This is a genomic window from Mesorhizobium sp. M1004 (genome assembly GCF_040318795.1).
In the GTDB taxonomy this organism is placed as follows: domain Bacteria; phylum Pseudomonadota; class Alphaproteobacteria; order Rhizobiales; family Rhizobiaceae; genus Mesorhizobium.
In genome coordinates this window covers 90,709-103,145 of record NZ_JAMYNB010000002.1, presented here as the reverse complement: position 1 = coordinate 103,145, position 12,437 = coordinate 90,709, and the positions used below count along the sequence as shown (strand labels likewise).

Here is a 12,437-nt window from a genome sequence, read left to right as displayed (position 1 = left end):
TGCAAAGACGCAACAACTGCCATGTCGAGATGTCGGTTGAGTGATCGTGCAAAAGGCGCGACGCTCTGCGTCGGCGCGGCACGACAAGCGGCATAATCATAAGAAACGACAGGAGCGTCCAGGATGACGGAAACAGTTCAGGGCAAGCATATCGTGGTGACCGGTGGCACCGGGGCGCTGGGTGCCGCGGTCGTCGGCAAATTGCTGGCGGACGGCGCGATCTGCCATGTGCCCAATGCCCACGCGTCGGCCCCCTCGCATTTCCCCTTCGCGGCCCATGATCGCGTCCGGCTGGCGCACAATGTCGATCTCGCCGATCCTGCCAAGGTCGATGCCTTCTATGACAGCGTCCCCGAATTGTGGGCCTCCATCCATCTGGCCGGCGGCTTTGCCGCAGCCCCGGTCGAGAAGATCGAATCCGCATCCTTTGCCGAAATGATGGACACCAACGCCCGCACCGCCTTTCTGTGCTGCCGCGCTGCGGTGCGCTCCATGCTGGGCTCGGCCACTGCAGGCCGCATCGTCAATGTCACGGCGCGTGCTGGGCTCGATCCGCGCCGAGGCGCCGGCATGGTCGCCTATGCCGCCAGCAAAGCGGCAGTGGCAGCGATGACCGTGGCGATGGCGGAAGAGCTGAAGCACAAAGGCATACTGGTCAACGCGGTGGCGCCCTCGACGCTCGATACGCCGGCCAACCGCGCCGACATGCCAGACGCCGATTTCGGCAAATGGGTCAGCCTCGAAGCCGCCGCCGAGGCAATCGCCTATCTGGCATCACCGGCCAATCTGGCGATGAACGGCACGCTGGTGCCGCTCTACGGCCGCGCCTGAAGTTCCGCCGCCCAGAGCGGCTCATTTGGTTTGGCTTCCGATGGCGGCCTTTGCCGACCTCGCCTGATCTACAGCGGAGGTTGGCCATCCAATCATGGCGACCGCCGACGCCTCCACGGCATTAGAAGGCCTGCGATTACGTCAGGTTCGAGACCCCCACTTCCACGACCTCGACTGCGTCGCCGATGGCGATCGCGCCGGCGTTGTTGGGAATGGCATTCTGGCCGAAGATGATGCCGCCCTTGGCGGAGCGGTGGAGTTTGCCAAGCGTCTGCAACGGCTCGCTCGGGTCCGGCTGCTCGCCGCTCAACGGATCTCGGGTGGTGATGACGCAGCGCGAGCAGGGCTTTGCGATCCGCAACTCCACCGTGCCGATGCGGATCGTCTTCCAGCTGTCTTCAGGCCATGCGCCTTCTGCGTCGACGACGATGTTTGGCCGGAACCGCGCCATCTCGATAGGCTTGGCAAGATGGCTGTTCAGATGGTTCAGCGAGCCCGTCGTGGCGATCAGCAGCGGAAAACCGTCGGCAAAGCCGACGTAATCGCCAGGCTGGCCGAATTCCGCATCGACCGGCCGGTTTCGCGGATCGTCGAAATAGACGAGATCGACGGGCCGGCCAACAATAGCCGAGAGATAGGCGCCGGCGGCCGGATCGCCCGGCCGCGCGGCAACCATATCCTTCCAGATCTTGACTTGCCGGAGCGCGGTGCCGGGAGCCGGTGCCTCGACGAAGTGCGAGCCATGCCTGTCATGTTTCAACAGGACGCCCGTTCCGCGATGCTCGACGTCGATCGTCGTCATATCGGGTATCTGGCGAATGGTGAGGAACTGCCCATCCTTGTCGACGACCATCCAGCGGCGGTCGCCTTCCATGCCCATTGTCTCGATGTCGGCGCTCGGCACGGCATGGCCGCGCAGGCTCTTGACCGGATAGCGATAGAGTTCGACGACCTTCATCCGCATGCTTCTCTGTTGCCCGAAGGGCCTTCCGTGTTTACGTCTGCAACGACGGCCGAGCCTACAACCGCGCGTGCGGAATTGAAGGGGTTGCACGGTCTTAGTCTTGTGCCAATCGCGCAGCCGAGCATGAAAAACCCGCGAGCCTTGCGGCCCGCGGGTTTTCTTGTTCAGGCTGCGCGCGAGGCGCAGCCGAGGCTTACGCTTGCGCGAAGCGGCTTACGCGCTGCGCGCAAAGCGGCTTAGCTGCCCTGCTTCTTCAGCGCGGCGCCAAGGATGTCGCCCAGCGAAGCGCCGGAGTCGGTAGAGCCGTACTGTGCGACGGCTTCCTTCTCTTCGGCGATTTCCAGCGCCTTGATCGAGACCTGCAGCTTGCGGGTCTTCTTGTCGAAGGCGATGACGCGGGCGTCCAGCTTCTGGCCGACCGAGAAGCGCTCGGGGCGCTGCTCGTCACGGTCACGGCTGAGGTCGTTGCGCTTGATGAAGGTCTCTATGCCGCTGTCGACCAGCCGCACTTCCAGGCCGCCATCCTTGATGCCGGTGACTTCGCAGGTGACGACCGCGTTCTTGCGCAGTTCGCCTGAAGTCGCCGCTTCGCCGACCGTATCCTTGGCCAGCTGCTTGATGCCGAGCGAGATGCGCTCCTTGTCGATGTCGACGTCGAGCACCTGCGCCTTGACCATGTCGCCGCGATTGTACTCTTCGATGACCTGCTCGCCCGGACGGGTCCAGTCGAGGTCCGAGAGGTGCACCATGCCGTCCACGTCGCCTTCAAGGCCGATGAACAGGCCGAACTCGGTCTTGTTCTTGACCTCGCCCTCGACCTGGCTGCCGACCGGATGGCTCGCGGCAAAAGCCTGCCACGGATTCTCGAGCGTCTGCTTGAGGCCGAGCGAGATGCGGCGCTTGGCCGGATCGACCTCGAGCACGACCACGTCGACTTCCTGCGTCGTCGACAGGATCTTGCCCGGGTGCACGTTCTTCTTGGTCCACGACATTTCCGAAACGTGGATGAGGCCTTCGATGCCCGGCTCCAGCTCGACGAACGCGCCGTAGTCGGTGATGTTGGTGACGGTACCCTTGATCTTCTTGCCGATCGGGAACTTGGTGCCGATCTCGGACCACGGATCGCTCTCGAGCTGCTTCATGCCGAGCGAGATGCGGTGGGTTTCCTGGTTGATGCGGATGATCTGCACCTTGACCGTCTGACCGATGTTGAGGATCTCGGTCGGGTGGTTGACGCGGCGCCATGCCATGTCGGTGACATGCAGCAGGCCATCGATGCCGCCGAGGTCGACGAACGCACCGTAATCGGTGATGTTCTTGACGACGCCTTCGACAACCTGGCCCTCTTCGAGGTTCTGCACGATTTCCGAACGCTGTTCGGCGCGGCTTTCCTCGAGCACGGTGCGGCGCGACACAACGATGTTGCCGCGGCGGCGATCCATCTTGAGGATCTCGAAGGGCTGCGGGTTGTGCATCAGCGGGGAGACGTCGCGGATTGGGCGGATATCGACCTGGCTGCGCGGCAGAAAGGCCACGGCGCCGTCGAGGTCGACAGTGAAGCCGCCCTTGACCTGGTTGAAGATGACGCCTTCGACGCGCTCACCCTTGGTGAACTTCTCTTCGAGCTTGACCCAGCTCTCTTCGCGGCGGGCCTTGTCGCGCGACAGGACGGCTTCGCCCAGCGCGTTTTCGATGCGCTCGACCATGACCTCGACCGTGTCGCCGACCTTGAGCGTCGAGTCCTTGCCCTTGACGCCGAATTCCTTCAGCGGCACGCGGCCTTCGACCTTGAGGCCGACATCGATGATGGCCATGTCTTTTTCGATCGCCAGGATCGTGCCCTTGACGACCTGACCTTCGCCGGAGTGACCGGTGGTAAATGATTCTTCGAGCAGGCTCGCGAAATCGTCGCGAGTGGGATTTGCAGCTGACATATTTTCTCCTGGAGTGCCCCGCATCTGAAGCGGGACGGGCGCCGTGGGTTAGCGTTGCGTTGGCCTGCCGGCGTTCCGGGCTACAAAAGCCCTGGGCCGCCTAAGCGGCAATTCCGGCGCATGAAGAATGCTGGCAGGCTGGTTCGTGCCCGATATGGGTATTTTCTTCGCTTCCGGCAATCGGTGGAGCGGGAAAACCCTGGATCAGGCTTTGTCTCTCTTGGCCAGGGCGTCGTCGATGATCGCTTTGGCCGCTAGAAACGCGGCCTCTATAGCCATTTCGGAGGTATCAAGCAAGTGCGCGTCCGCCGCCGGCTTCAGCGGCGAGTCGGCGCGGCCCATGTCGCGCTCGTCGCGGCGCATGATATCGGCAAGGATTTCGGCGAAATTGGCAGTGCCGCCGATGCTCTCGATTTCCGCCAGCCGGCGCTGCGCCCGCACCTGCGCACTCGCCGTCACATAGAGTTTTATGTCGGCGTCAGGGCACACGACCGTGCCGATGTCGCGCCCGTCGAGCACCGCGCCCGGCGGCGTTTTGGCGAAATCGCGCTGCTTTTCGACCAGGATGCGCCGAACGGTAGGGTAAACCGCTACCTTCGAAGCCGCTTCGCCGACAGCATGCGCCGACAAGACCGCCCGGTCGAGCTTGGCTAGATCGACCTGGCGGGCAGCGGTTTCGGCGGCCGAGACATTGTCGAGCGGCAGCGCGTGCCGGATCAACGCATGGGCGACCGCGCGATAAGAGAGGCCGGTGTCGAGCAGGTTGAGACGGTAGTGGTCGGCCAGCCGGCGGGCCAGCGTGCCCTTGCCGGCGCCGGCCGGGCCGTCGATGGCGATGGTGAAGGTCATTGGCGGGCCAACACGATCGAAAGGCTCGATGAAAAAGACAGACGCCGCGATCCTTCGCGCCCCCCTCTGTCCTGCCGACATCTCTGCTTGCTTTGCGCTTGGCATCAACCTACCCAATCTCCGCGCCCAGCCCCGTCATCAGCCCCATGAACTCCGGGAAGCTCGTCGCGATCATTGCGGCGTCGTCGATGGTTACCGGCTTTTCCGTTGCCAGCCCCATTACCAGGAAGCTCATGGCGATACGATGGTCGAGATGCGTCTGCACCGTCGTGTCCTGGCCATTGGGATGGCCGCCCAGCCCCTTGCCGCCGGGCTTTCCGCGCACCGCGAGCGAAGCTTCGCCTTCGGTGCAGTCGACGCCGTTGAGCTTCAGCCCATTGGCAACCGCTGCCAGTCGGTCGGATTCCTTCACCCGCAACTCTTCCAGCCCCTGCATAAGCGTCTCGCCCTCGGCGAAGCTCGCGGCAACAGCCAGCACCGGGTATTCGTCGATCATAGACGGCGCCCGCTCGGGCGGCACGGTGACGCCCTTGAGCTCGGAGTAGCGCACGCGCAGATCGGCAACATCCTCGCCGCCGGCATTGCGCGGGTTCAAGATGTCGATCTGGCCGCCCATTTCCTGCAACGTTAGAAGCAGGCCGGTGCGGGTGGGGTTCATCAGCACGTTCTCGATGACGATGTCCGAACCCGGCACGATCAGTGCCGCGACCAGCGGGAAGCCGGCCGAGGAGGGGTCGCCGGGCACGGCGATGGTCTGCCCCGTCAATTTGCCCTGGCCCTCGATGAAGATGTGGCGCACGCCGCGCTCGTCGGTCTCGACCGAGAGATTGGCGCCAAATCCCCTAAGCATCTTTTCGGTATGATCGCGCGTCATCACCGGTTCGATCACGGTGGTGATGCCGGGCGTGTTGAGGCCTGCCAGCAGCACGGCCGACTTCACCTGCGCCGAGGCCATCGGCACGCGGTAGGTAATGGGTGCGGCGTGTTTCGGCCCATGCAGCGTGATCGGCATGCGGTCGCCCGGCGTCGCCTTCAGCACCTGCACGCCCATCTGGCGCAAGGGTTCGAGCACGCGGCCCATCGGCCGTCCCGACAGCGATGCGTCGCCGATGAAGGTCGTTTCCATGTCGTAAGTGCCGACGAGGCCCATTGTGAGGCGGGAGCCGGTGCCGGCATTGCCGAAATCGAGCGGGCCTTCCGGCTGCAGCAGCGCGCCATTTCCGGTGCCGCGGATCACCCACTCGGCGCCGCGCTTCTCGACATGCGCGCCCATCGCCTTCATGGCGGCCGCCGTGCGCATCACATCCTCGCCTTCGAGCAGGCCGGTGACGCGGGTTTCGCCGGAGGCAAGGCCGCCGAACATCATGGAACGGTGCGAAATCGACTTGTCGCCCGGCACGCGAGCGGTGCCGGAAAGGGCGGATGATTTGCGGGCGGTGGCCGGCTTGGCAGCGGCGGCGTGAGACATGGAATTTCCCTGGACGGAATGCCGGCGCACCGGCGCTTTTCATTTGTTGCGGCGGTCTCGTATCACGGCGGGCACCAATGGTCATCCCCATGGTCGTCGCTTGGCGCGAGGCCTTTCAGTGCTTGGTTTTGTGACGCCGGCTTTTCGCTTTGACAGCGCGGTAAACTGTGGTTAAGGGGACCACTCTTTTACTGACGAGGCTTGACGTGGCAAAAAACGAACTTGGCACAAAGCGTGTCGACCCTGAAACGGGCCGAAAATTCTACGACCTGAACAAGGACCCTATCGTCTCGCCCTATACGGGCAAGACGTATCCGCGTTCCTATTTCGAGGACGGCAAGATCGCCGCCCTCGAAGAGGAAGAGGAAGTGGCCGAGAAGGAAGTGGACGCCGAGGAAGAAGAAGGCGTTGAAGTCGTCTCGCTTGAAGAGGCCGACGAAGACGTCAAGGCCGGCGACGAGCTTCCCGATCTGGGCGACGACGAGGACGATGTCGATCTAGGCGACGATGAGGACGATACTTTCCTTGCCGACGAAGAGGAAGAAGACGACGACGTCGCCGACATGATCGGCGTCGGCGATGACGACGACGAAGTCTAGGAACGCTTCGAACGCATGCATTTAGCGGCGTTGACGGGCTATGACGAAAAAGCGGCCCTCGAAGGCTTGATCTTCAGGGAAGGCGGGGTTAGAAGCCGCCTGCACTAAACGGCGCGGTCCTGAAACCCGCGCCGGACCTCTCGCCGGCAACGGCGACGGCTGACTGCCGGAGTGGGGCCATAGCTCAGTTGGGAGAGCGCTTGAATGGCATTCAAGAGGTCGTCGGTTCGATCCCGATTGGCTCCACCAAACAGTCTTTTTCCGACGCTCGGTTTCGCGGCATTCGTGCTTGTCGCCTGCCAGTCGGCGCCTGAACCATCATCGCCGCCGCCAACGCCCGCACCTCAGCCCATGGCGCCTGCCGCGATCTCTGCTCCGGATGGTGCGGCGGTCCTCGATCCATCTGTGCGGGTTATGCCGCCCGGCGAAGGAGTCCCGGCCAAGTATGTCGCGTTTTCCGGCATATGGGGCGGACAGTTGGACGGGATGTATGATGGCAAGCTCGCTGTGCTGACGATTACGCGCGGCGGCAATGTCACCGCCAGCTATGCTTGGGGCGATGTCGGCGACAACAAACCGGGCGTGGCCGACGGCGAAGGCAAGATTTTCGGCAACACGTTGAAACTGCGGCGCCTTCCCAATGGCGCGGACGTCAGCGCGGTCATTCAGGCGGACGGAACGCTGGCCGTCACCTATGGGCTTGCCGACCGCACCTATACGGGCACGTTCACCAAGCAGTAATCGCGAGAGCTAATCTTCCGGGGAAGCCACGGCTGGCTCCTTCCCTTGATCAATGCAGGCCGAATTCGCGCAGCAGTTCTTCGCGATAGCGCACGAAGCGGCTCTCGCTGCGCTCGCGCGGGCGTGGCAGGTCGATGTCGATCAACCGCGCCGCGCCGCCTTTCTCCTTGGGCAGGATCAGCACCCGGTCAGCCAGATAGATCGCCTCCTCCAGATCGTGGGTGACCATCACCATGGTGACGTTCTCCTCGCTCCAGATGCGCGCCAGTTCCTCCTGCATGCCGATCTTGGTCATGGCGTCCAGCGCCCCCAGCGGCTCGTCGAGCAGAAGGATTTCGGGCTGCACGGTGAGCGCCCGGGCGATGCCGACGCGCTGCGCCATGCCGCCGGAAAGCTGGCTCGGAAAAGCATCGGCGAATTCGGCAAGGCCGACCAGGGCGACGTAGAAGCGGGCGCGTTCCTCGGCCTGCCTCTTGGGAACACCGCGCACTTCGAGGCCGAACGCGACATTGCCGAGCACGCTCAGCCACGGCAGCAGCCGCGGCTCCTGGAAGATCACGGCACGCTCGGCGCCGACGCCATGCACCGGCTGGCCGTCGATCGCGACACCGCCGCTGTCGGCCGCCTCCAGCCCGGCCAGAATACGCAGCAGCGTGGTCTTGCCGGAGCCGCTGGCGCCGACAATGACCAGGCATTCCCCCGAACGAATGTCGAGGTTGAGCGTCCGCAGCACGGCAAGCTGGCGCCCGCCGAGGCTGAAGGATTTGGAGAGGTCGCGGATCGAGACCTCTCCGCCACGGTTGGAACCGGCCATCTTGTCTCTCAGCTATTTCAAAGCTCAGTTGATCTTCATTTCGCCGGGCCGGTACAGGATGTCGGCGGCTTTCAGCTTGCCCTGGGCCAGACGGCCGTCGCGCTCCAGCACGGCGACCCAGAAGTCGATGTCGCGGTCGGTCGCCTGTGCACCTTCGCGCAGACCAAAGCCGGTCCAGTAGCGGGCGAGATCGCCGTTTTCACCGCGCTTGTCGAGGATAGTGGCCAGCACCTTGCGGGCTTCGTCCGGGTTCTGGCGCGACCAGTCCGAGGCGCGCGCCGACTGTTCGACGAAGTTGCGCGCCGCATCCGGGTTGGCGGCAATGAAGTCGCGCCTGAGTACGACGAAGCCGCCGGCGAGTTCGCCGAGCACCTGCGTGTCGTCGAACACGCCGCGCACGCCGCCATTGGCGACCAGCGCGCCGGCAAAGGTCGCCTGCCAGTAGCCGAGGCCGGCAATGTCGACCTGGCGCGAGCGCAGCGTCTGCTCAAGCTGCGGGCCGGGCACGACAATGAGGTTGGCGGCGGTCGGCGGCAGGCCGACGCTGTGCAGGGCCTCACGCACCGTATAGTCGAGATGAGCGCCGAGCGTGTTGACCGAGATGGTCTTGCCGGCAATGTCGGCGATCGATTTGATCGGGCTGTCTTCCAGCACGTAGAAGACGCTCTTCACATCCTTGTTGATGCCGTTGCTCGGATACGCCGCGACGAAGTCGTTGCCGCCCGAGATTGAGTTGATCACCGCCGCGGTGGCGGCCGAGCCGATGTCGACGCTGCCGGAAGACAGCGCAAACAGCGATTCCGGTCCACCCGAGGAATAGCCGACATTCTCCAGCTCGACGCCGAGCCCTTTGAAGTAGCCAAGCTCGTCGGCCAGCTCGTGCGGGGAGATGCTGCCACGGCTGGCGAGGTAGCGGAACTTGACGGCTGCGGCTTGCGCAAAGGCCATGCGCGGCAGGCCGGCGGCGATGAGGCCGGCGGCAAGCGGCGCGCCGGCAAGCAGCGAACGGCGGGTGATTTTCATGATCGGGTCCTTCCTGGAGGTAAACGGTGAGGGGCGGACTGCTCAGTTGACAGGATTGCTCCAGCGACAGAGCCGCCGCTGCAGGGTGACCAATGCCTGGTTGGCGATCAGGCCAAGCCCGGCGAGGATGACGATTGCCGCAAACATCAGCGGGATCTGGAAATTGTACTGCGCGTTCATCACCTGGAAGCCGATGCCCTTGTTGGCACCGATCATCTCGGACGCGATCAGCAGCAGCAGCGCCGTGGTGGCGCTCAGCCGCAAGCCGACGAAGATCGACGGCACGGCGCCCGGCAGTACGACGCGGCGAAACACGGTGAGCCGGCTCGCACCATAGACGCGCGCCATTTCAAGCAGCTTGGGATCGACTTCCTTGACGCCGCTGGTGGTGTTGAGCAGCAGCGGAAACAGCGTCGCCCAGAAGATGACGAAGATCTTCGAGGTCTCGCCAAGTCCCAAGAGCAGGATGAACACCGGATAGAGCGCCAGCGCCGACGTCTGCCGGAACACCTGCAGGATCGGATCGAGCGCGGTTTCGACCGGGCGCACCTGGCCCATGAACAGGCCGAGCGGAATGGCAACGGCGACAGCTGCCGCAAAGGCGATGCCGGCGCGTTGCAGGCTGATGGCGATGTCGCCGAGCAGGCTGCCGCCGGCAAGCCCCTTCCAGAGTGCGACGACGATCATGTCGATCGGCGGCAGCACCGCCGCGTTGACCCAGCCGACGCTGCTCGCCACCTGCCAGAGCGCCAGGAAGCCGGCAAGCACGCCGTAGCGCTTCAGGAAGCGAACAGCAGCCCGGCCGCCGAGGCGCAGAAAGTCGGTGCCGAGCCCGGTTTCGCCACCACTGCGGCGAACCGTGATTTGCCGATCGATGTGCTGCAACGTCATTGCTTCACCCCTTCGATGCCAAGGTCATTCGGCGGCAAGGACGGTCGAGCGGGCGACGGTCCATGGATTTTCCGGGCGCCTGAGGCCGAGATTCTCGCGCAGCGTGCGGCCTTCGTAAGCCGTGCGGAACAGGCCGCGCCGCTGCAGCTCGGGAATGACCAGGTCGACGAAATCGTCGAGCGCGCCGGGCAGCCAGGGCGGCAGGATGTTGAAGCCGTCGGCCGCGTCGCTGGTGAACCATTCCTCCAGCTGATCGGCGACCTGCCTGACGCTGCCGACGATGGTGTAGTGGCCGCGCGCCGTCGCTACCCATTGGTAAAGCTGGCGGATGCTGAAATTGTGCTCGTCGGCAATCTGCCGGATCAGCGCCTGGCGGCTCTTCATGCCTTCGGTTTCCTTGCTCGGCGGCAACGGGCCGTCGAGCGGATAGCCCCTGATGTCGAGCGTCTGGCCGGCAAGACCGTTGAGGAGCGCAACACCGTCCTCGGGCAGGATAAGGTCGTTGAGCTGTTGGTATTTGGCGCGGGCCTCGTCCTCGGTGCGGCCGACGAAGGGCGCGACGCCCGGCATGATCAGCACCTGGTCGGGATCGCGGCCGACTTCAGCCACGCGCGCCTTGATGTCGCGGTAGAATTCCTGCGCCGTCTCGAGCTTCTGATGGGCCGTGAAGATGACCTCGGCCGAGTGCGCGGCAAGCCCACGGCCGTCTTCCGACTGCCCCGCTTGTACGACAACCGGATGTCCTTGCACCGGGCGCGGCACGTTGAGCGGACCCTTGACGCTGAAATGCTCGCCCTTGTGGTCGATGTCGTGCAATCTGTCCTTGTCGTAGAAACGGCCCGACTGCTTGTCGCGGATGAAGGCGTCATCCTCCCAGCTGTCCCACAGCGCCTTGACCGTCTCGACATGCTCATGCGCCCTGGCATAGCGCTCGGCATGGCTGGGCTGGACGTCGCGGTTGAAATTGCGTGCCGTTTCGTCGCCGGCCGAGGTCACCACGTTCCAGCCGGCGCGGCCGTTCGACAACAGGTCGAGCGAAGCGAATTTGCGCGCCAGCGTGTAAGGCTCCTCATAAGTGGTGGACGCCGTTGCGATGAAGCCGAGATGCGTCGTCAGCGGCGCCAGCGCCGCAAACAGCGTCACCGGCTCGAAGCCGGCGATCTTGGCGTTGCCGCCCTCGCGGGCGCCGAGGCCGACGGTCAGGTTGTCGGCCAGGAAATAGGCGTCGAACAGGCCGCGCTCGGCGGTCAGCGCCAGCTGCTTGTGGAACTCGAAATTGGTGGCGCCGTCGGCCGGCGCATCGGGATGACGCCAGGCGGCGATATGCTGCCCGCCGCCGGGCAGGAAAGCGCCGAGCTTGATCTGCCGCGGCCTGCTATCGGACTTGCTGGCTCGAGTCATTGCAGGCGTCCTTCTGGTCTATGCGGGATGGAATATTGCGTCGCGGATCGTGGTTCAGGCGGCAAGGACGACGCTGTAGGGCACGCCGGCCACCCGGCATGCCTCGGCGACCGCCTGCCGGGCTCGCGCCTTGACTGCCTCTGACACCAGCACGCCATCGGCAAAGTCCTTGTCCGAGGCGTAGATCGCGGTCGGCAGGGTCTGCGCCTCGAAGAAGCCGAACAACGGCCGCAACTGGTGTTCGACGACAAGCGAATGACGCTCGCCGCCGCCTGTTGCCGCCAGGATGATCGGCTTGCCGCGCAGCGACGACGGGTCGAGCAGGTCGAAGAAGTGCTTGAACAGCCCGGTGTAGCTGCCCTTGAAGGTCGGGGAGCCGACCACCAGCACGTCGGCGCCGAGCAGCTGCTCGATAATACCGCGCGCCGCCGGATCGAGATCGCCAAGCTGTCTTGCAGGCGCAAAGGACGGGCCGAGATCCTCGATGTCGAAAACGCTCAAAGCCGAGCCGGCCCGGCTCGCCACCTCACCGGCGATGTGGCTGACGAATGCCTTCGTCTTTGACGGACGGGTCAGGTTGCCGGACAACCCCACCACCAGCTTTTTTGACATCCGAGGCTCCTTCTCGCAAACGCACTATCCGCATTAAGCCTACCGATTTTGTAGAATTAAATGAGCGAGAAGATTTCAAAACCGGGCTCTGAAGCGAATGGAGTTTGCGGTACATCGCCTTTGGTTGGTTCATTTGGCCCCAAAAGCGCCGCGGCAGATGCTGACGCGGTCGCGCAAGGCATCGCCGGGGACCATGGCCTTGGTCCTTTGCGCACCGATGGGTATCGTCGCGAAACCGTCAAGGGCCGGCGGCATTGACACTGCGTTGTGTGAGTGTCGATTGAACCCGATCGCGTGGGCGACGAAGTAG

General features: G+C 64.2%; 13 protein-coding genes and 1 tRNA gene. 5 read left to right on the top strand and 9 right to left on the bottom strand.

Annotated elements, in window-relative coordinates:
* The first annotated feature begins 123 nt into the window (after nucleotides 1-123).
* A complete protein-coding gene (locus NKH54_RS04760) occupies nucleotides 124-831 on the top strand; it encodes an SDR family NAD(P)-dependent oxidoreductase (protein WP_353027779.1) in 708 nt (235 codons plus the stop codon).
* A 136-nt stretch (nucleotides 832-967) separates the two neighbouring features.
* Here NKH54_RS04760 and NKH54_RS04755 read toward each other — a convergent pair whose 3' ends face one another.
* The 4 genes from NKH54_RS04755 to aroA all read right to left on the bottom strand — a co-directional run bounded on the left by NKH54_RS04755 (nucleotide 968) and on the right by aroA (nucleotide 6,046).
* Nucleotides 968-1,789, bottom strand: coding sequence for an MOSC domain-containing protein (locus NKH54_RS04755; RefSeq protein ID WP_353027778.1), 822 nt, complete (start codon nucleotides 1,787-1,789; stop codon nucleotides 968-970).
* A 242-nt stretch (nucleotides 1,790-2,031) separates the two neighbouring features.
* Nucleotides 2,032-3,729, bottom strand: a complete 1,698-nt coding sequence (gene rpsA, locus NKH54_RS04750) for a 30S ribosomal protein S1 (protein WP_023671316.1) — start codon at nucleotides 3,727-3,729, stop codon at nucleotides 2,032-2,034.
* Nucleotides 3,730-3,933: 204 nt separating this feature from the next.
* A complete protein-coding gene (gene cmk / locus NKH54_RS04745) occupies nucleotides 3,934-4,578 on the bottom strand; it encodes a (d)CMP kinase (RefSeq protein WP_353027777.1) in 645 nt (214 codons plus the stop codon).
* Nucleotides 4,579-4,687: 109 nt separating this feature from the next.
* Nucleotides 4,688-6,046, bottom strand: a complete 1,359-nt coding sequence (aroA, locus tag NKH54_RS04740; protein ID WP_023693131.1) for a 3-phosphoshikimate 1-carboxyvinyltransferase — start codon at nucleotides 6,044-6,046, stop codon at nucleotides 4,688-4,690.
* 206 nt (nucleotides 6,047-6,252) lie between these two features.
* On the opposite strand from aroA, the gene NKH54_RS04735 reads away from it, so the two are divergent.
* The 3 genes from NKH54_RS04735 to NKH54_RS04725 all read left to right on the top strand — a co-directional run bounded on the left by NKH54_RS04735 (nucleotide 6,253) and on the right by NKH54_RS04725 (nucleotide 7,386).
* The gene (locus NKH54_RS04735; RefSeq protein ID WP_023683538.1) at nucleotides 6,253-6,645 is read left to right on the top strand and encodes a TIGR02300 family protein; all 393 of its coding nucleotides are present in this window, start codon (nucleotides 6,253-6,255) and stop codon (nucleotides 6,643-6,645) included.
* A gap of 173 nt (nucleotides 6,646-6,818) precedes the next feature.
* Nucleotides 6,819-6,894: transfer RNA gene (locus NKH54_RS04730), tRNA-Ala, on the top strand.
* A gap of 102 nt (nucleotides 6,895-6,996) precedes the next feature.
* Nucleotides 6,997-7,386 (top strand): hypothetical protein, encoded by a 390-nt coding sequence (locus NKH54_RS04725; protein WP_353027776.1) that lies wholly within the window; start codon nucleotides 6,997-6,999, stop codon nucleotides 7,384-7,386.
* A gap of 49 nt (nucleotides 7,387-7,435) precedes the next feature.
* Here the strand turns inward: NKH54_RS04725 and NKH54_RS04720 are convergent, their stop codons facing one another.
* The 5 genes from NKH54_RS04720 to msuE are packed head-to-tail and all read right to left on the bottom strand — an operon-like array spanning nucleotide 7,436 to nucleotide 12,127.
* Nucleotides 7,436-8,200: an ABC transporter ATP-binding protein gene (locus NKH54_RS04720; protein WP_023671311.1), complete on the bottom strand. Its 765-nt coding sequence runs from the start codon at nucleotides 8,198-8,200 to the stop codon at nucleotides 7,436-7,438.
* Between the two features lie 24 nt (nucleotides 8,201-8,224).
* Nucleotides 8,225-9,223: an ABC transporter substrate-binding protein gene (locus NKH54_RS04715; protein ID WP_353027775.1), complete on the bottom strand. Its 999-nt coding sequence runs from the start codon at nucleotides 9,221-9,223 to the stop codon at nucleotides 8,225-8,227.
* 42 nt (nucleotides 9,224-9,265) lie between these two features.
* On the bottom strand, nucleotides 9,266-10,114 hold the full coding sequence (locus NKH54_RS04710) for an ABC transporter permease (RefSeq protein WP_353027774.1): 849 nt from the start codon (nucleotides 10,112-10,114) through the stop codon (nucleotides 9,266-9,268).
* Nucleotides 10,115-10,138: 24 nt separating this feature from the next.
* Nucleotides 10,139-11,515 carry an LLM class flavin-dependent oxidoreductase gene (locus tag NKH54_RS04705; protein ID WP_352840252.1) on the bottom strand — a complete coding sequence of 459 codons (1,377 nt, stop codon included), beginning with the start codon at nucleotides 11,513-11,515 and terminating at the stop codon, nucleotides 10,139-10,141.
* 54 nt (nucleotides 11,516-11,569) lie between these two features.
* Nucleotides 11,570-12,127 carry an FMN reductase gene (gene msuE, locus NKH54_RS04700; RefSeq protein ID WP_023683545.1) on the bottom strand — a complete coding sequence of 186 codons (558 nt, stop codon included), beginning with the start codon at nucleotides 12,125-12,127 and terminating at the stop codon, nucleotides 11,570-11,572.
* 60 nt (nucleotides 12,128-12,187) lie between these two features.
* Between msuE and NKH54_RS04695 the strand changes: the two genes are divergently transcribed.
* Nucleotides 12,188-12,385: a hypothetical protein gene (locus NKH54_RS04695; protein ID WP_155923605.1), complete on the top strand. Its 198-nt coding sequence runs from the start codon at nucleotides 12,188-12,190 to the stop codon at nucleotides 12,383-12,385.
* Nucleotides 12,386-12,437: the final 52 nt, after the last annotated feature.